The following is a 17,871-nucleotide window of genomic DNA, read 5'->3' as shown; positions in this document are numbered from 1 at the left end:
ATACAAAAGCCAGTCTGATATAGACTGGCTTTTTTTAATGGTTTCGTTACTGAATGACGGGCAGGGCCGGTGATCCGGGCTTTAATGTAAAGTCATAAGACGATTCGTCACGGTACATCGGGTCCGCATAAATGGAATCCGAATCGTTTGCCGTTCCTTTTTGGTACGCTGTGAATGAATCATATTCTCTGTTCTTCCAATTCCAAATGCCGTCTTTTCCGGCTTCTTTGTGATAGACGTTATGATTAACGGTATTGCCTTCGTTTTTCGTATAATCATTTGCGATAAAAATCCTTGAACCGCTTGCCGTCATGATGTTTTTTTCGATCGTGTTCCCTTTTGTGCCGTACTGCAGCAGCAGCTGGCCGCCGTCAAGGTCCTTCGTGTCATTTCGGTACATAATGTTGTGAGCGATCACCGAATTGATGGTGCCGCCGCGTTTTGTGTCATAGCCTCCGATTGAAATACCGGTGTAAGCATTGCCGTACACCTTGTTATCCGTAATCCGGATATCTCGTGCGTATTTCCCTCTATGTTCGGAAGTGGCTTCAATGCCGAGGTCATTGTTGTAAACGGTGTTATTCTTAATGTCCACATGTTCTGCGCCGTCAACGTAAATACCGCCTGCTGAATATTCATCTCCGTAAGCGGGATTTCCGTAAGAAGAGTTATGGCTCACTGTATTGTTTTCAATGACGCCGTTTCGCGCATAGTCGTTTTGCTTGGACGTTCCTTCGTATCCGATCACGTCAATCCCGATATTGTTATTGTCCCGAATGGTATTGCCGGCAATCTTAAATCCGTCAACATTCCCGTTCAGCACGACCGCTTCGCTTGCGCCGAGCGTCAGTTTTTCAACCGTATTATTTGTGATGCTGACATCCTTCATGGCGCCTGTGCCGTAAAACGCGATGCCGTGTGCATTTCCCTCATCAGCCGTGGTTTTAATGTTTCGGATATGGTTGCCGTCAATGTTGATATGACTGCTTGATCCGGTGACATAGATTCCCATGGCCGTCGCATCTTCTGATGATACGGAGAGATTCTCAAGCGTAACGCCGTGAATGGTAATGTACTGTTTATTGCGGATTTGAATTAACGGAGTTTCAGAATCGCTTTTTGGCGCAGATTTGCCGCTGATTGAGACATGCTCATTCTGATAGTTCCGAAATGTAATCGGCTTTTCGGCCGTGCCGCTGTGCTTTACTTCAAACGTTTCATCGTACGTCCCTTCCCGAATCAATACGGTTGTCCCGGCCTCTGCCTTTTCAGCCGCATGTTTTAATGTGCGGAACGGCTTTTCTTTCGTTCCTTCATTTTGGTCGCTGCCTGCGGGAGAAACATACAAGGCGTCCGTCTGCGTTTTTTCATTGGCCTCTGTTTTTGGCCAGACAAAGGCGGTAATGCCTGCGGCCAGAACCGCCGCGGATAAAATCGATAATTTTATTTTCATATCGCATTCTCCTGTATATTTAATGAATTGCATACAAAATATTATACGTTACCCATATATATGTAACAATCTCGCGTTTTCATTTTTTTGTTGCCGTTACATGAATTCTTTGCAATTTACACATACTATCTCCAGATTTTCGTAAAAGGACTAAGAGGAGGTAAACGATGAAGCAGAAAATGATCGCAGTGATAGCGGCCGTCAGCATCATGTGCGGCGGAGCTCATATTGCCGGGGCGGCACAGCCGAATTCATCAGACGCAGAAAGAAGCCGGGCAATGGAAAAAATCGAAAAAGCATATGAGCTGATCTCGAACGAATACGTGGAAAATGTAGATAAAGAAAAGCTTCTTGAAGGAGCGATTCAGGGGATGCTGTCTACATTAAACGACCCTTATTCCGTTTATATGGACAAGCAGACCGCTAAGCAGTTTTCCGATTCTCTTGATTCTTCTTTCGAAGGGATCGGCGCTGAAGTCGGTATGGAGGACAATAAAATCATTATCGTATCACCGTTTAAGCAATCTCCGGCGGAAAAAGCGGGACTCAAGCCGAATGATGAAATTATCAGCATAAACGGCGAGTCAATGAACGGGAAAGGTTTAAACGAAGCCGTGCTGAAAATCAGAGGAAAAAAAGGATCGAAGGTTTCTATTAAAATACAGCGTCCGGGTACTGATAAACAGCTGTCATTCCGGATTAAAAGAGCGGAAATCCCGCTTGAAACCGTATTTGCTTCCCGCAAAGAATCAGGCGGTCATCATGTCGGCTACATCGGAATATCGACATTTTCCGAGCATACCGCCCAGGACTTCGCCGCGGCGCTGAAAAAGCTTGAAAAACAAGGGATTGACGGTCTCGTCCTTGATGTAAGAGGGAATCCCGGCGGCTACCTTCAAAGCGTTGAACAAATTTTAAAGCATTTCATCACAAAAGACATGCCGTATATCCAAATTGCGGAGCGTAACGGCGATAAAAAGCAATATTTCTCAACCTTAAAACATAAGAAGCCGTATCCCGTCAATGTCATCACGGATAAAGGAAGCGCCTCCGCTTCAGAAATTCTTGCGGGTGCGTTAAAAGAAGCGGGACATTATGACGTTGTCGGTGACACTTCTTTCGGTAAAGGAACGGTTCAGCAGGCCGTGCCTATGGGAGACGGGAGCAACATTAAATTGACGCTTTATAAATGGCTGACACCGAAAGGCAATTGGATTCACAAAAAAGGCATTGCTCCGACAATCGCTGTGAGCCAGCCGGATTATTTTGCGGCGGGACCGCTTCAGCTGAAACAGCCGCTTCAGCCTGATATGAACAGCGCGGATGTCAAGCACGCCCAAATCCTGCTGAAAGGCCTAGGCTTCGACCCGGGCAGAGCAGACGGCTATTTCAGCAAAACAATGAAAAAAGCCGTTCTGGCGTTTCAAGACCGGTACAAACTTGATAAAACAGCGGTCATTGATAAAAAGACAGCGGAAAAAATGAATCAGCTGATGAATGAACAGAAATCTGACGAAAAAAATGATTTACAGCTGCAAATGGCGTTAAAATCATTATTTGTAAAATAAATGAAAAGGAGGCGTTTTTTACGTCTCCTGTTTCTTTTGTCACACTCTAAAAATGAACTAAAAGACATATAATTATGTCGGTTTTGACAAGATATTAAAAAAATTTTCACATTTAAACATTTATAAAGGACAAACATTACCCGATATTTATAGAGAAGAGAGACTTTATGCCGAGTTAATATGTATTCAAAATGAAACTTTTGAAAGTTGCCTCAGTCAGTTTTAGTTCTTACAATAAAAGAAGGTTCTAATAGAGAACAGTTTTAGTTTGGCAGCTGCATTTCAGTATCGAAAGCAGAAGTGTTTGCGGCGCTTCAGCACGGCAGCTGTAATCACCCGTGCTTATCTGGATAAAAAAATGGGGGTTCACAATTGAAGAGGGCAAGTATTGTGCGTGAAAAAAAATATTATGAATTAGTGGAACAACTAAAAGACAGAACAAAAGACGTTACATTTTCATCAACAAAAGCACTAAGTCTTCTTATGCTGTTCAGCAGATACCTGGTCAATTACACAAATGTTGAATGCGTTCACGAAATCAATGAAGAGTGTGCGAAGCATTATTTCACTTACTTAATGAAAAACCATAAACGTTTAGGAATTAATCTGACGGATATTAAGCGGTCCATGCTTCTGATCAGCGGCGTGATCGAGGTGGAGGTTGACCACTATCTGAAAGATTTCTCTCTCTCAAATGTAACGCTCTGGATGACGGAAGAGAGATAGACGTTTGAGATATTCAAGCCAATGATTATTTGGTAGAATAGAATTAAAATGTTTGGCTTGAGGCGGTGAAAGCAGTGTCTGTTCAATGGGGAATTGAACTTCTGAAAAGTATCGGTCTGTTTTTTTTGCACCCGATGTTCTGGTTTTTTATCATCATAAGTCTCGCATGCGGATATTTGCGGATCAAACGTGAACGCCATACGTTTCATACAAAAATCGCGGATATGTATGACGAGCTTATCTTTACATACATAAAAGGACTTATACCGGGTATTCTTCTCTCCATATTATTTTTTGGACTGGGAATTTCGATTCCATTCGGTATTCTCGGCATAATCGCGGCTGTGACGGCTTTGGCTTCGCTGACGTTCCGTATGAATTGGCTGTCCTCAGCTTATATTGTCAGCGCCGGCATGTTCATTGCGTTTATCCTTCAGTATACCCACACAGTGCCGTTTGCGGATCGGTTTCCGCAGGCATTCGGCGTGAATTGGGCATCGGCGGCCGTGTTTATGGGCCTTTTGATTATCACGGAGGGAGCGGCTGCCTGCCGTTCAGCGCATCTGAAAACATCTCCGGCGCTTGTCGTCAGCAGCAGAGGCCTGCCCATCGGCCGACAATTGGCGAATCGCGCATGGCTGCTTCCGCTTTTCTTATTGGTGCCGGGCAGCGGGCTTGAGTCACACCTTTCTTGGTGGCCTGTCTTTACCGTGCCGGGCGGCTCTTTCCATTTGATCTGGATTCCTTATATCGCCGGCTTCGGACAGCGTGTGCAGGGGTCACTTCCGGAAGTCAGCATAAGGATAACGGCGAAACGTGTCATGATTCTCGGGGTTATCGTGACCGCATTCGGGGCAGCGGCCCTTTGGTGGACTCCGCTTGCCGGAGCTGCCGCTTGTATTGCGGTGCTCGGACGCCTGTTTTTATCATTAAGACAGCGGCTGAACGATAACGCGGCTCCGTTTTATTTCTCTAAGCGGGATCAGGGCTTAATGGTGCTCGGCATCATTCCGAATACACCCGCGGACGATCTTGAGCTGAAGATCGGTGAGATTATTACGAAAGTAAACGGCATCCCCGTGAAGCATGTGTCGGATTTTTATGAAGCACTTCAAAAAAACCGCGCATTTGTAAAAATGGAGATCATCGGCCTGAACGGTGAGATCCGGTTTGATCAGCGCGCGTCCTATGAAGGCGAACATCATGAATTAGGTATTTTATTCGTGCAGGATGAACACGAGCACGAAGAAATGACAGCATTATAATGTGATTTTTCATAATTATTCGGAATAGTTTCAAGAACTCCTAAACTAGATTTCAAAATAAAACAGCTAAGAAAATTATATTTTCTTAGCTGTTTTATTTTGAAATAATAAAAAAATAAATGAAGGAGAGGTATGGCTTATTGGAAAGGTTATTGCTAACTCCAAAACCTTTAGAAGATGAATCTTTAGCAGGATATATATTAAGAATAACTGATTATAATGGTTATGTTGGATAGGAGGAGTACATTATTAAAAAGCTTTTACTTAAGAGATTGCCGTTGATCTCACTTGGAGTTATAGCTTATATACTGACAAAATACGCGCAGAACCATCAGGATTGGGCGGAGAAATACAGTAGGTCTGTATATCCGTTATTGTCAAAAACAGTAGGACTTGTACCTTCTTGGGTCACATTTTCTGTTAGTGAATGGCTCGTAGTGTTGGTTGTGTTACTATTTCTATTTTATATCGTTTATTATGTGCGCAAGGTCATCATGAGTAAAGGTGCACGTAGGATGGTAGTTTATCGTGGTGCTCTAGGAATCGTTACGATCTGTAGCGTGATATATTTTTGTTATACTATTTTGGGTGGAATAAACTATCACAGATATTCTTTTTTGTCTCATACCGAATATAAAGAAGAGAACTACAGCAAGGAAGAACTGGTTAAATTGAGTAAGTCACTTGCCGTTGAAATGGAATTGGCAAGGGAAAAGTTAGCGGATACTGATCTTTTGGCTCATGTACCAGAGGTTTTTGATTATTATGCACAACACGCAGTGTTCTCGATGCAAATGTTATCAAAGAAATATCCTGTTTTGGAGCATTCATATTCAACACCAAAACCAGTGGTGATGTCAAAACTAATGTCGCATGCAGGGATACATGGTATTTTTGTCCCTTTTACTTATGAATCCAATATCAATGTTAATGTGCCCGTTTTCTTGGTGCCTGCTACTATGGCGCATGAATTGGCACATCAGAGTGGTTTCATGCATGAGGATGAGGCTAATTTTATAGCATATCTGGCATGTAAGCAGCAGGATGATCCAATGATACTTTACAGTGGTTTTTTTCTAGCATTTGATTATTCTATATCTGAGCTAAAGAAAGTGGATCCAGATCAGGCGTCTGATATAATGTCCAGTCTGTCCAAGGCGGTGCAGCATGATATAGAACAAAATGAGCAGTACCGGGATAAGTATGAGGGTGTTATTCCAAGTATTTCAAGAAATGTAAATGATGTATATCTGAAGGCAAATAATCAGACAGACGGTTTGAATAGCTATAGTGATATGGTGAATTTGTTGCTGGCAGAGCAGCGAGAGATAGAGAAGTACAATTAAATGTATCTTGAATACTTATAGGTTTATATAGTAATGATAGCGGGCTCAAGTTGAACATAGGAGTGAGTGAAATAAATAAAATAAAAGTATTTCCTATTCCATATGCTGGAGCGTCGGTAAATGCATATTATGAATGGAAAAAACTACTGCCGGATAGATATGAATTGTGTATATGTGAATTGGCTGGAAGAGGAACTCGATTCACAGAGCCTTGTTACCAGTCTGTTGGTGAAGCAAGTGAAGATATCGCCAAAAGAATAAGTGAACAATTAGAATATGACGATGAATATGTTATATTTGGACACAGCATGGGAGCCTTATTGACTTATGAGATATATTATAAACTTAAGCAAATGGGAACTAAGGAACCAAGGCATCTGTTTTTTTCTGGGCGAGATGCTCCACATATTTTTGAAAAGAGAGAAGACATTGAAAATATGACTAATGAAACTTTCTTGACAAAGGTGGAACAATATGGGGGAATACCAGAGGAGTTTTATACAAAAGAGATTATGGATATGTTTCTTCCGATTTTGCGAGCAGATTTTATAATTTTGGACAATTATAAGTTTCAGCCCAAAGCAGAAAAAATAAGTTGTGGAGTAAGCGTTTTTTATGCGGATAGCGATTTTTCGACTCATATCAATGAAATGCATAAATGGAGTGAAGTTGTTGAAGGAAACGTGAAATTTCATAAGTTTAAAGGAGAACATTTTTTTTTGAATCGGTATCCTAATGATATTGTAAATACTATTGTTAAAGATACAGAGACTCAAAATATTTACCAGGCCACCCACCTGGATCGCCTGGAAATACGGGGGTAATCTCCCCCATTAATTCTATTTTGAATTAATTCAAATGAGAGAAACGTTAAAGTCTCAAGTAGTGGTGTAAAAAAGAACTGTGCCTTTTGACAAGGGAAGCCACGGTATGATTCTACTAAAGTGACGCGACTCAACTTTAGAAGGAGGATCAATGTGTTTTGAAATATTATATTTAAAATAAATTTTATCAGTCTGAGAATCCTTCAATGATTGTTACTTAATTTTGCTTAATTATAAAAGTAATATTCAATAATTGTTTTAGGTAGGTTTTAGTAAGGAGAATTATGAAAAAAATTAAGAAAAAACATTGGAAATAATAAGCTTTCAGTTTTATTAATTATGAAAAATCACATATAAAAAGCCTGGTGCCGCTAACAACACAGCGGCCGGGCTTTTTTTACGGCCGGATTACGATGTCAGCGCCGAACTTGATCGGAACTCTCAGCCATTTACATTCACCTTTTCTCTTGTAAATCAAAAGATTCTCATAGAGCAAACGGCATTGCGGTGACACTTTGAGAGAGAAAATGAAGAAGGAAAACTAGAAAAGGTTCCGGAAAGCAGATGCTTACGGAACCTTTTTCGTTATGCCGAATGGCTTTTTTTCGTCTGAACGGTTTCCCCGGACTTGATACCAAGCGATACGAACAAGCCGATCACAGAAACTCCGATCAATATGATAAACAGAATATGAAACCCGGAGATTAAACCGATCAGCGCTGAAGAAATAATGCTTCCGAAATAACGGAAGGTGGAGAAAATCCCGGATGCGATGCCGGACATGCCCGGTTCTACCGTCGCAAGGGAAGATACCTGCATGCTCGTCAGCCCCGCACCTGACGCGATGCCTCCTACAATAAGCGATGCCATAAGAAACGGAACGGAATGGGAATAAACCAAAAGCAAAAATAAGAGATTGGCTACGGCCATCAGCCCGAAGGACAGAAAAATCATTCTTCGCGCGCCCCATTTCTGATGCAGCTGAGCTCCGCCCCAGTTGCTGGCGGACATGAAAACAGAAAAGACTGACAGCGCCATGCCGCTGTGCGATGTATTCATGCTGAAGTGGCCGGTCATAAAGAGCGGCATAATCAATAACACGGCGTACATCATTAAATTGCTTAACAGAACCGACAGATTGGCGCTCGTAAAGGTCGTGTTTTTAAACAGATCAAAATCAATAATCGGATGTTTCGTGCGCAGCTCCCGCCTGAAAAATAGCGGAACAAATACGAGAATGAGCAGTGCGTACACCCAATAGCCCAAAGAGTTTTCATTTTTCGTCAGAAGAATAATAGATACAATGCTTCCGGCAAGCAAAACGGACCCGATGATATCAAGCGGAGCGTCAGACGTTTCTTCTTTATATTTAGGAAACATCACTAATGCCGTCACGAGTGCGATTGCAAGAAACGGAATGTTGACCCAAAAGATCGAATGCCAGCTGAAGCTCTCAATTAAAAGAGAGCCGATAAACGGACCGAGAGCCGCGCCCAGCCCGGCACCGAGGCCGAAAAAGCCGAATACCTTCGGAAGCCGTTTTTCAGACACGACATGGCGGATGATGGCGATGCTGTTTGGCGTAAGCAAAGCGCCGCCGGCAGCCTGAAGCGCCCGGAAGAAAATCAATAAGAAAAGACTTGGCGAGAGGGCGCACCCCAATGATGCGATGAGAAAAAGGCCGACGCCCCATAAATACATTTTTTTGTTTCCGTACATATCACCGAGTTTGCCGGCAATGGGCTGTGTCACGGCCATCACGATTAAATACACGGTCACTACCCATGTGATGCTGGCAATTGATTCGCTGAATGAGCGGGAAATGGATGAAAGGGCGACTGCGATCATCGTAGAATTGATAGGAACGAGTATGGCTCCCAGCAAAAGCGAAACGATCAGCGCCCATTCTTTCTTTGAACCCATCCTTCATCCTCCTTGGAGCCGGAAAATGACCGGCCGGTAATGCCTTTCATGAAAATCTCAGTGCTGTGTTTCAGCATCGTTTCCTCAGAGAGAGTAATGACTCTTTTTCCCAGCTGCAGCCGGTGTATAAAATAACCGAAAATCATCGTCATAAAGACGTCTGCATTAGCTTCTTCGCTGCCGGGGCTTATCATATTTTTCTTTGTCAGCTCCTTAAAGTAAACGATTAAATGCTTTTTCACGGATTGCGGATATACGACAATATCCTGCAGGACGTCTTCGAATAGTTCCGGTTCGCGCAGGCAGATGCGGAACACTTCTTTTTTTTGTTCCAATTGCTGAAGAAGGGTCGCGGCGAAATGAAGAAGATCCTCATACAAATCGCCTTCCGCCTTGGTGATCATGCTTTCCGGAACCGGCGTCTGCTGTTCAATCATGGCTTTCATTAATCCTTGTTTGTTTTTAAAATTACGGAAAATCGTTGCTTCGCTTACTTTTGCTTTTTCTGCGATTTCTTTTGTTGTCGCTGCGCGGTATCCTTTTTGGATGATCAGATTCATCGCGGCGTCAATAATTCTCTTGTTCGTCGTTCTCAACATGTTTCACCTCGCGTAAATACTGGCAGGACAAGTATACACCCGCCCTGCCCGTCAATAAAGAGGGAAACCTAGCATGAAGCGCGTTTGACAATCGTAATCTTGCCGTTTGTCCCGTCCACCGTGACGATATCTCCGTCGTTGAGCCTGTCAGTCGCGGCACGTGTGCCGAGAACGGCCGGGAGCCCGTATTCCCTCGCGATGATCGCCGCATGTGACAGGATGCCGCCCGTGTCCGTAATGACGGCCTTTGCATCCTGGAACAGACTGGTCCACAGCGGTGTCGTCATTTTGCAGACAAGCACGTCTCCTGTTGAAAAACGGGAAAATTCACTTGCGTCACGAATGACTTTCACAGGGCCGCTTGCGATTCCGCTTGACGCCGCAAGTCCGTAAATTTGATGTTCAGTGTTTTTTTCATCTTCTGTGATGGAGCCGGTAATCTGTTCAGCCATTTTCAGCTGTTCCGAAGTCGGAGTCCCGAGATAAGCGGGGGCTTCAAGCAATTGATATTGCTGGAAGAGCTGTTTTCGTTCAGCGGCTTTTTCCTGCATCGGAACCGGCGACGCCAGCGCTTTCTCGACTTCATCACTGTATAAGTACCACATATCCTCCCGATCATCGATTACGCCTTGTTTTTGAAGCAGCTCGCCGATTTTCAGAAGGCAAAGGCGCGCTTTGGCGTCCAGCATCGCATCAATATAAAAATGGTGATCATCTTTGATGACGGATGAAGACAATGTCCACTGATAATAGCGGTCAAACGTCTCCCGGAAGCCGTCATCTTCAATTCTATCCATAAAGTCGGCGTAGAGCTGTTTTCGTTTTTCTATCGTTTTATGAAACTCACTGTCAAAATCGTATCCGTTCCGGACATAGTTCTGAATGTTGGCCAAAGCGAAATAAGGGTTTTCCGCCCAAGTTTCTTCAATCAGATCATGACTTTTCACGGATCTCCAGCCGTATTCCTGTAAAAATTCACCGACTTGTTCGAGAAAGCGTTTTCCCTCATTTGATTGCAGAAGCGTCTGATGCAGCTCATCGGCATGAGAAACCGTAAAGACGCGCCGCAGCTCAGGGCTGTCTTTTACTTGTCCGGAAAGCAGCCAGAGCTGTCTGTCGGTCTCCAATGACTTATTCATGACGCCAGCCAGCATTTCGTACAGAAGGGATGTGTTTTCTTTCTCAACCTGTCCGTACATGGATTCCAGTATCATGTTTAACGCAACCTGCGGAAAGACAATATTGAAATGTTCTGCGTATCCTTTTAAATAGAAGTCTTGCAGGTTTCGGAACGCATTAAGGGCAGTCTCCGGCGTATGTTCTGTATGCGCCAGTTCGTCCAGCTTTTGATAAAAAGGCAGAAAGGTTTCCTGAATAATATCGTACATGCGGTCAGCCAAGACGGGGAAAAGCGCTTCTAACTGTTCTGCGGGCAGCTTGTCGTCCGTCTTATGCTGTCTGGAAAAAACACGGCCCTGATGAAGTTTGACACGCTCGATTTCGATGCCCATTACAGGGAATGCCTTCGTGCTCTCTTTGAGGCCGTATTCCAAAGCCGGCACAATGAGTGAGGCGAATAACGGGCTGACGGGGCCTTCTATATTGGCCTCCATATTGAGCCAAAACTCTTTCTGATCCCGGGGCGTCATGATAAATTCCCGTTCTTCGTCTGCCGCTTTCTGATCCTGCACGATCGTTGTAATCGGCCTGGCCTGAAGCAGATACAGCTTATTTTCGGCAAATCCGAATTCGAGATCCACGGGATAACCGTACAGTTCTTCCGTCTTTATCGTCAGCATGGCAAGCTCTTTGATGCTCTCGTCATCAAGGCAGAAGCGGTTTCTCATGTCAGCGGTCGTCTCTTTTTCCGTCACGCCTTCGTCTTTAGAAACGATATACATTTCTTTTAAGCCGATTTCTTTTTCAATCTGAAATGTGTCTTTATTGACGATAAATGTGTCAGGCGTCACGCTGCCGGAGACGATTGCTTCTCCGAGACCGTAGCTCGCGCTGATCATCAGCTCTCCGTCATCATGTGTGACGGGGTTGCGGCTGAAAATGACTCCTGAAACCTCGGAATTGATCAGCCCTTGCACGACAACGCCCATTAACGGTTCTGCGGTGTCATTGTTCATTTTCTCTTTATAACCGCTGACCCGCGCCGAGAAGAAGGAAGCCCAGCATTCTTTCACTTTTCCGAGAAACTCTTCTTCTGTTTTGATATTTAAATAGGTTTCGTACTGGCCCGCGAAAGAAGCCCCTTCAAGATCTTCGGACGCGGAGGAGGAACGTACGGCGACAGAGGCGTATGATTCTCTCAATTCATAAAACGACGCGGTCAGTTCCTCCCGAAGCTCTTTTGAAAACGTGCCGTTCATAATGGCGCGCTCCATCTGTTCCTGATCTGCTTGAAGCCCGTTGTCTTCCATAAAACGTGTCAGGGCATTCGTCTGAATGATGAAACCGCCGGGAACGGGCAGCCCGTTTTTCGTCAGTTTAATCAGGTTCATTCCTTTTGCTCCTGCAGAGCGGCTCGATTCTTCCGCTTTTTGAAATCGCACTGAATACATGCGGTATGACCCCCTTTTTTTCTTCATCCAAGAAAAATGATAGTAAACACTATCATTACATTGTAAAGAGGGAGGAAGAAACTGTCAAAGATACAAAGACCTAAACCTTCTCATCCTTTCGGCTGAAGAAAGGTAATTCGGTTCATCTGGTTAATGGTTCAATGGATTTATATTCACATTTTTTTTGACAGATGATTGAAGACTGCTGAAAAAGGGTATTGTGATAGCAGGGGAACGATTGTCCGATTCTTCATTTTCTACTATAATCAGATGAGATGAAGAATTCCCGAGGAGGGTTTTTGTGATTACAAAAGCCGTTTTTGCATTATGTTTCCCTTTTATGCTGGTCGTCCTTTTTACGCGCGTCACGTTTAACCACTATGTGGCGATCGCTCTCACAGCCGCACTGCTTTTCGCATCCTATTTAAAGGGTTACACCGAAACGTATTTTATCGTTGGATTGGATGTCGTATCGCTGGTGGCCGGAGGGCTGTACATGGCCAAAAAAGAAGCAGACAAAAAGAAAGACAATGCCTGACATGGTGAATATGAAATAGAATGCCTGCTTTTACGCCATAAAAGCAGGTTTTTTATACAAAAATTGACTTGGTAAAAATAAACCATCGAACTTTAGTTCGTATTTTTAGTGATTTTGCCCATCATTGTGTTACTATATCAATAGGAAGATTTCGTAAAGAAACGGAGGCTTTTTTGTGAAAGATCGTTTTGAGTTAGTCTCGAAATATCAGCCCCAGGGAGATCAGCCGCAAGCGATTGAGAAGCTTGTCAAAGGCATACAGGAAGGCAGAAAACACCAGACTCTCCTGGGTGCGACAGGGACGGGCAAAACCTTTACCGTGTCCAATCTGATTAAAGAAGTGAATAAACCGACACTGGTCATTGCCCATAACAAAACCCTTGCCGGACAGCTGTACAGCGAGTTTAAGGAGTTTTTCCCGAACAACGCTGTCGAATATTTTGTCAGCTATTACGATTACTATCAGCCGGAGGCGTACGTGCCTCAAACGGATACTTTTATAGAGAAAGACGCAAGCATTAATGATGAAATTGATAAACTGAGACACTCCGCGACATCCTCTCTGTTTGAACGGAGAGATGTCATTATTATCGCGAGTGTGTCATGCATCTACGGTCTCGGTTCACCTGAAGAATACCGGGAGATGGTTGTGTCGCTCAGACCGGAAATGGAGATTGAGCGGAACGAGCTGCTGAGAAAGCTTGTGGATATCCAGTATGCCCGCAATGATATCGACTTTCAGCGCGGGACGTTCCGCGTGCGCGGAGACGTTGTGGAAATCTTCCCGGCTTCCCGTGACGAACATTGTATCAGAGTGGAATTTTTCGGAGATGAAATTGAGCGGATCAGAGAGGTCGACGCTTTGACCGGAGAAATTCTCGGCGACCGTGACCATGTTGCGATTTTCCCGGCTTCCCACTTCGTCACCCGGGCGGAAAAGATGGAAAAAGCGATTCTGAATATTGAACAGGAGCTTGAGGAGCGCTTGAAAGTCATGCACGAAAACGGCAAGCTCCTTGAAGCGCAGCGGCTTGAGCAGCGGACGAGATATGATCTTGAAATGATGCGGGAAATGGGTTTTTGCTCAGGGATCGAGAACTATTCAAGACATTTGACACTCCGACCGCCGGGCTCTACGCCGTATACGCTGCTTGATTATTTTCCGGACGATTTTATGATTGTCGTTGATGAATCACATGTGACGATTCCGCAGGTGCGCGGCATGTTCAACGGTGACCAGGCGAGAAAACAGGTGCTTGTCGATCACGGGTTCCGCCTGCCGTCAGCGCTTGACAACCGTCCGCTCCGATTCGAGGAATTTGAGAAACACATGCACAATATCGTGTACGTGTCGGCGACTCCGGGACCGTATGAAATTGAGCATACGCCGGAAATGATCGAGCAGATCATCAGACCGACGGGACTCCTCGATCCCCTCATTGACGTCCGGCCGATCGAAGGACAGATTGATGATCTGATCGGCGAGATTCAGGCGAGGATTGAACGGAATGAACGCGTTCTCGTGACGACTTTAACGAAAAAAATGTCAGAGGATCTGACCGATTATCTCAAGGAAATCGGCATCAAGGTCAATTATCTGCATTCCGAGATTAAGACGCTTGAACGGATTGAAATCATCCGTGACCTCCGCCTCGGAAAACATGATGTGTTAATCGGCATCAACCTGCTGAGGGAAGGGCTTGATATTCCGGAAGTGTCACTTGTCGCCATTCTCGATGCGGATAAAGAAGGCTTCCTCCGTTCTGAACGTTCGCTGATTCAGACGATCGGACGGGCGGCGCGAAACGCGGAAGGCCGCGTCATCATGTATGCCGATAAAATCACGAATTCGATGGAAATCGCGATTAATGAAACGAAGCGCCGCCGGGAACAGCAGGAGCGCTTTAACGAAATTCACGGCATTACGCCGCAAACGATCAATAAGGAAATCCGCGATGTGATCCGCGCGACGCAGGCCGCTGAGGATAAAGAAGAATATAAAACAAAAGCCGCGCCTAAACTGGCGAAGATGACGAAGAAAGAACGCCAGAAAGTCGTTGAGCAAATGGAGCACGAAATGAAAGAAGCGGCCAGAGCGCTTGATTTCGAGCGGGCGGCAGAGCTTCGTGATTTACTGTTAGAGCTTAAAGCGGAAGGATGATGAACACATGGCAATTGACCGGATCGAGGTGAAAGGCGCAAGGGCGCACAATTTAAAAAACATTGATGTAACGATTCCGCGGGATCAGCTCGTCGTCGTGACGGGGCTGTCCGGATCGGGAAAATCATCCCTTGCCTTTGACACCATTTACGCGGAAGGACAGAGGCGGTATGTTGAATCGCTTTCTGCCTATGCGCGCCAATTTTTAGGGCAGATGGATAAGCCGGACGTTGATGCGATCGAAGGGCTTTCTCCGGCGATCAGCATTGACCAGAAAACGACAAGCCGCAATCCGCGGTCAACCGTCGGAACGGTAACGGAGATCTATGATTATCTCCGGCTGCTGTACGCGAGAGTCGGGAAACCGCACTGCCCGGAGCACGGCATTGAAATTACGTCGCAAACGATTGAACAGATGGTTGACCGGATTCTTGAATATTCGGAGCGGACGAAGCTTCAAGTGCTTGCGCCGATCATCTCAGGCAGAAAAGGCGCCCATGTCAAAGTGCTTGACCAAATCAGAAAGCAAGGTTACGTAAGGGTGCGGATTGACGGAGAAATGGCCGAGCTTTCCGACGATATTGAACTTGAAAAAAACAAAAAGCATTCCATTGAAGTAGTCATTGACCGGATCGTTGTCAAGGAAGGCGTTGCCGCCCGGCTTTCCGACTCGCTGGAAACCGCGCTCCGTTTAGGGGAAGGCCGTGTCATGATAGATGTCATCGGTCAGGAGGAGCTGATGTTCAGCGAGCATCACGCCTGTCCGCTGTGCGGTTTTTCTATCGGGGAGCTTGAACCCCGGCTGTTTTCATTTAACAGTCCGTTCGGCGCCTGTCCGACTTGCGACGGTCTCGGCTTGAAGCTGGAAGTGGACCCTGAGCTCGTCATCCCCAATCCCGAGCTGTCATTAAAGGAACACGCCATCGCGCCGTGGACGCCGATCAGTTCACAATATTATCCGCAGCTGCTTCAGGCGGTCTGCCGCCATTACGGCATTGATATGGAGACTCCGGTCAAAGACCTGCCGAAGCATCAGCTTGATAAAGTGCTGTACGGCAGCGGCAATGAACGGATCTACTTTAAATACGAGAATGATTTCGGACAAGTGCGCGAAAATGAAATTGAATTTGAAGGTGTGCTGCGCAATATTGAGAGACGGTATAAAGAGACAAGCTCCGATTATATCCGTGAACAGATGGAGCAGTACATGTCACAGAAATCGTGCCCGACGTGCAAAGGCTACCGGCTGAAGAAAGAAGCGCTTGCCGTTTTGGTCAACGGGCGTCATATCGGAACCATTACCGAACTTTCTGTCGGCGACGCGCTTGAATTTTTCAAAAACCTGACGCTGTCTGAGAAAGATATGCAGATTGCCGATTTAATTTTAAGAGAGATTGTGGAGCGGCTCAGCTTCTTAGATAAAGTCGGTCTTGATTACCTGACGCTGAGCCGGGCGGCGGGCACGCTGTCAGGCGGAGAAGCCCAGCGCATCAGGCTTGCGACGCAGATCGGCTCCCGTTTGTCAGGCGTCCTGTATATTCTTGATGAGCCGTCCATCGGCCTTCACCAGCGTGACAATGACCGTCTGATCAGCGCGCTGAAAAACATGAGGGATCTCGGCAACACACTGATTGTCGTTGAGCATGATGAGGATACGATGATGGCTGCCGATTATTTGATAGATATCGGTCCGGGCGCCGGCATTCACGGCGGCCGCGTCATATCGGCGGGGACGCCAGAAGAAGTGATGAATGATGCGGACTCTCTGACCGGACGCTATTTGTCAGGGGCTCAATTCATCCCGATGCCTCCGGAGAGAAGAAAGCCTGACGGCCGGTTCATTGAAATCAAAGGCGCTTCAGAAAACAACCTGAAAAAAGCGAACGCCAAATTCCCGCTCGGCACTTTTACGGCGGTGACAGGTGTGTCCGGTTCCGGAAAAAGCACGCTTGTGAATGAAATTCTGCATAAGGCGCTTGCGCAAAAGCTTCATAAAGCCAAAGCGAAACCGGGAAGCCATAAAGAAATCAAAGGCCTTGACCACCTTGATAAGGTGATCGACATCGACCAGGCGCCGATCGGCCGGACACCGAGATCAAATCCGGCAACTTATACGGGCGTGTTTGATGATATCCGCGATGTATTCGCGCAGACAAATGAAGCAAAGGTGCGCGGCTATAAAAAAGGCCGGTTCAGTTTTAATGTAAAAGGCGGGCGCTGTGAGGCCTGCCGCGGCGACGGCATCATCAAAATTGAGATGCATTTCCTTCCTGACGTGTACGTCCCGTGTGAAGTGTGCCACGGCAAACGTTACAACCGGGAGACGCTGGAGGTCACATACAAAGGAAAAAGCATTTCTGACGTTCTGGATATGACGGTGGAAGATGCTCTGTCTTTCTTTGAAAATATCCCGAAAATCAAACGCAAGCTTCAAACGCTTGCCGATGTCGGACTCGGGTATGTGACGCTCGGCCAGCCGGCGACGACGCTGTCAGGCGGAGAAGCGCAGCGCGTCAAGCTTGCTTCCGAATTGCATAAGCGTTCCACAGGCCGGACGCTGTATATTCTGGACGAACCGACGACAGGACTCCACGTTGATGATATCGCAAGGCTTTTGGTTGTGCTTCAAAGACTCGTCGATAACGGTGATACCGTTTTGGTCATTGAACACAATCTCGACATCATTAAAACGGCGGACTACATGGTAGACCTGGGACCTGAAGGCGGAGCGGGCGGCGGCACGATCGTAGCCTCCGGGACGCCTGAAGAAGTTGTCGAAGTGAAAGAATCATATACGGGCCGCTATCTGAAACCGGTAATGGAACGTGATAAAAAACGGATGAAAACATTGCTGGCTGAAAAAGAAACGGCAGCCACATAATAGATCAATAAAAACAG

At 45.7% G+C, this 17,871-nt stretch carries 12 protein-coding genes; 8 read left to right on the top strand and 4 right to left on the bottom strand.

What is annotated here, in order from left to right; genetic code table 11:
* Positions 1 to 46: 46 nt before the first annotated feature.
* Positions 47 to 1,453, bottom strand: coding sequence for a right-handed parallel beta-helix repeat-containing protein (locus AC3WTF_RS08545; RefSeq protein ID WP_007407463.1), 1,407 nt, complete (start codon positions 1,451 to 1,453; stop codon positions 47 to 49).
* A 209-nt stretch (positions 1,454 to 1,662) separates the two neighbouring features.
* Here AC3WTF_RS08545 and ctpB point away from each other — a divergent pair, with 209 nt between their 5' ends.
* From ctpB to AC3WTF_RS08520, 5 genes are all read left to right on the top strand, one after another.
* A complete protein-coding gene (gene ctpB / locus AC3WTF_RS08540) occupies positions 1,663 to 3,021 on the top strand; it encodes a carboxy-terminal processing protease CtpB (RefSeq protein ID WP_372584026.1) in 1,359 nt (452 codons plus the stop codon).
* Between the two features lie 372 nt (positions 3,022 to 3,393).
* Positions 3,394 to 3,747, top strand: coding sequence for a swarming motility protein SwrAA (gene swrA, locus AC3WTF_RS08535; RefSeq protein ID WP_014305920.1), 354 nt, complete (start codon positions 3,394 to 3,396; stop codon positions 3,745 to 3,747).
* 74 nt (positions 3,748 to 3,821) lie between these two features.
* Complete coding sequence (gene minJ / locus AC3WTF_RS08530) at positions 3,822 to 5,012, top strand: cell division topological determinant MinJ (protein ID WP_047936246.1); 1,191 nt, start codon at positions 3,822 to 3,824, stop codon at positions 5,010 to 5,012.
* A 278-nt stretch (positions 5,013 to 5,290) separates the two neighbouring features.
* On the top strand, positions 5,291 to 6,358 hold the full coding sequence (locus tag AC3WTF_RS08525) for a DUF3810 domain-containing protein (protein ID WP_047936435.1): 1,068 nt from the start codon (positions 5,291 to 5,293) through the stop codon (positions 6,356 to 6,358).
* A 50-nt stretch (positions 6,359 to 6,408) separates the two neighbouring features.
* On the top strand, positions 6,409 to 7,182 hold the full coding sequence (locus AC3WTF_RS08520) for a thioesterase II family protein (protein WP_042635520.1): 774 nt from the start codon (positions 6,409 to 6,411) through the stop codon (positions 7,180 to 7,182).
* A gap of 585 nt (positions 7,183 to 7,767) precedes the next feature.
* Here the strand turns inward: AC3WTF_RS08520 and AC3WTF_RS08515 are convergent.
* The 3 genes from AC3WTF_RS08515 to AC3WTF_RS08505 form a co-directional block, all read right to left on the bottom strand.
* Positions 7,768 to 9,105, bottom strand: a complete 1,338-nt coding sequence (locus AC3WTF_RS08515) for an MFS transporter (RefSeq protein ID WP_047936245.1) — start codon at positions 9,103 to 9,105, stop codon at positions 7,768 to 7,770.
* The gene (locus AC3WTF_RS08510) at positions 9,078 to 9,701 is read right to left on the bottom strand and encodes a TetR/AcrR family transcriptional regulator (protein ID WP_015240677.1); all 624 of its coding nucleotides are present in this window, start codon (positions 9,699 to 9,701) and stop codon (positions 9,078 to 9,080) included. Before AC3WTF_RS08510 ends, AC3WTF_RS08515 begins: the two co-directional genes overlap by 28 nt.
* A gap of 71 nt (positions 9,702 to 9,772) precedes the next feature.
* Positions 9,773 to 12,274 (bottom strand): PEP/pyruvate-binding domain-containing protein, encoded by a 2,502-nt coding sequence (locus AC3WTF_RS08505; RefSeq protein WP_047936244.1) that lies wholly within the window; start codon positions 12,272 to 12,274, stop codon positions 9,773 to 9,775.
* 301 nt (positions 12,275 to 12,575) lie between these two features.
* Between AC3WTF_RS08505 and AC3WTF_RS08500 the strand changes: the two genes are divergently transcribed.
* The 3 genes from AC3WTF_RS08500 to uvrA all read left to right on the top strand — a co-directional run bounded on the left by AC3WTF_RS08500 (position 12,576) and on the right by uvrA (position 17,854).
* Positions 12,576 to 12,812, top strand: coding sequence for a CsbA family protein (locus AC3WTF_RS08500; RefSeq protein WP_003151438.1), 237 nt, complete (start codon positions 12,576 to 12,578; stop codon positions 12,810 to 12,812).
* Between the two features lie 175 nt (positions 12,813 to 12,987).
* Positions 12,988 to 14,973 carry an excinuclease ABC subunit UvrB gene (uvrB, locus tag AC3WTF_RS08495; protein ID WP_003151439.1) on the top strand — a complete coding sequence of 662 codons (1,986 nt, stop codon included), beginning with the start codon at positions 12,988 to 12,990 and terminating at the stop codon, positions 14,971 to 14,973.
* A 7-nt stretch (positions 14,974 to 14,980) separates the two neighbouring features.
* Positions 14,981 to 17,854 (top strand): excinuclease ABC subunit UvrA, encoded by a 2,874-nt coding sequence (gene uvrA / locus AC3WTF_RS08490; protein ID WP_492314233.1) that lies wholly within the window; start codon positions 14,981 to 14,983, stop codon positions 17,852 to 17,854.
* The last annotated feature ends 17 nt before the right edge of the window (positions 17,855 to 17,871 follow it).

It is taken from the genome of Bacillus sp. EB106-06-01-XG163, from assembly GCF_058791615.1.
Note: the sequence above shows the minus strand (reverse complement) of the source record. Positions and strands in the feature narration are given on the sequence as shown.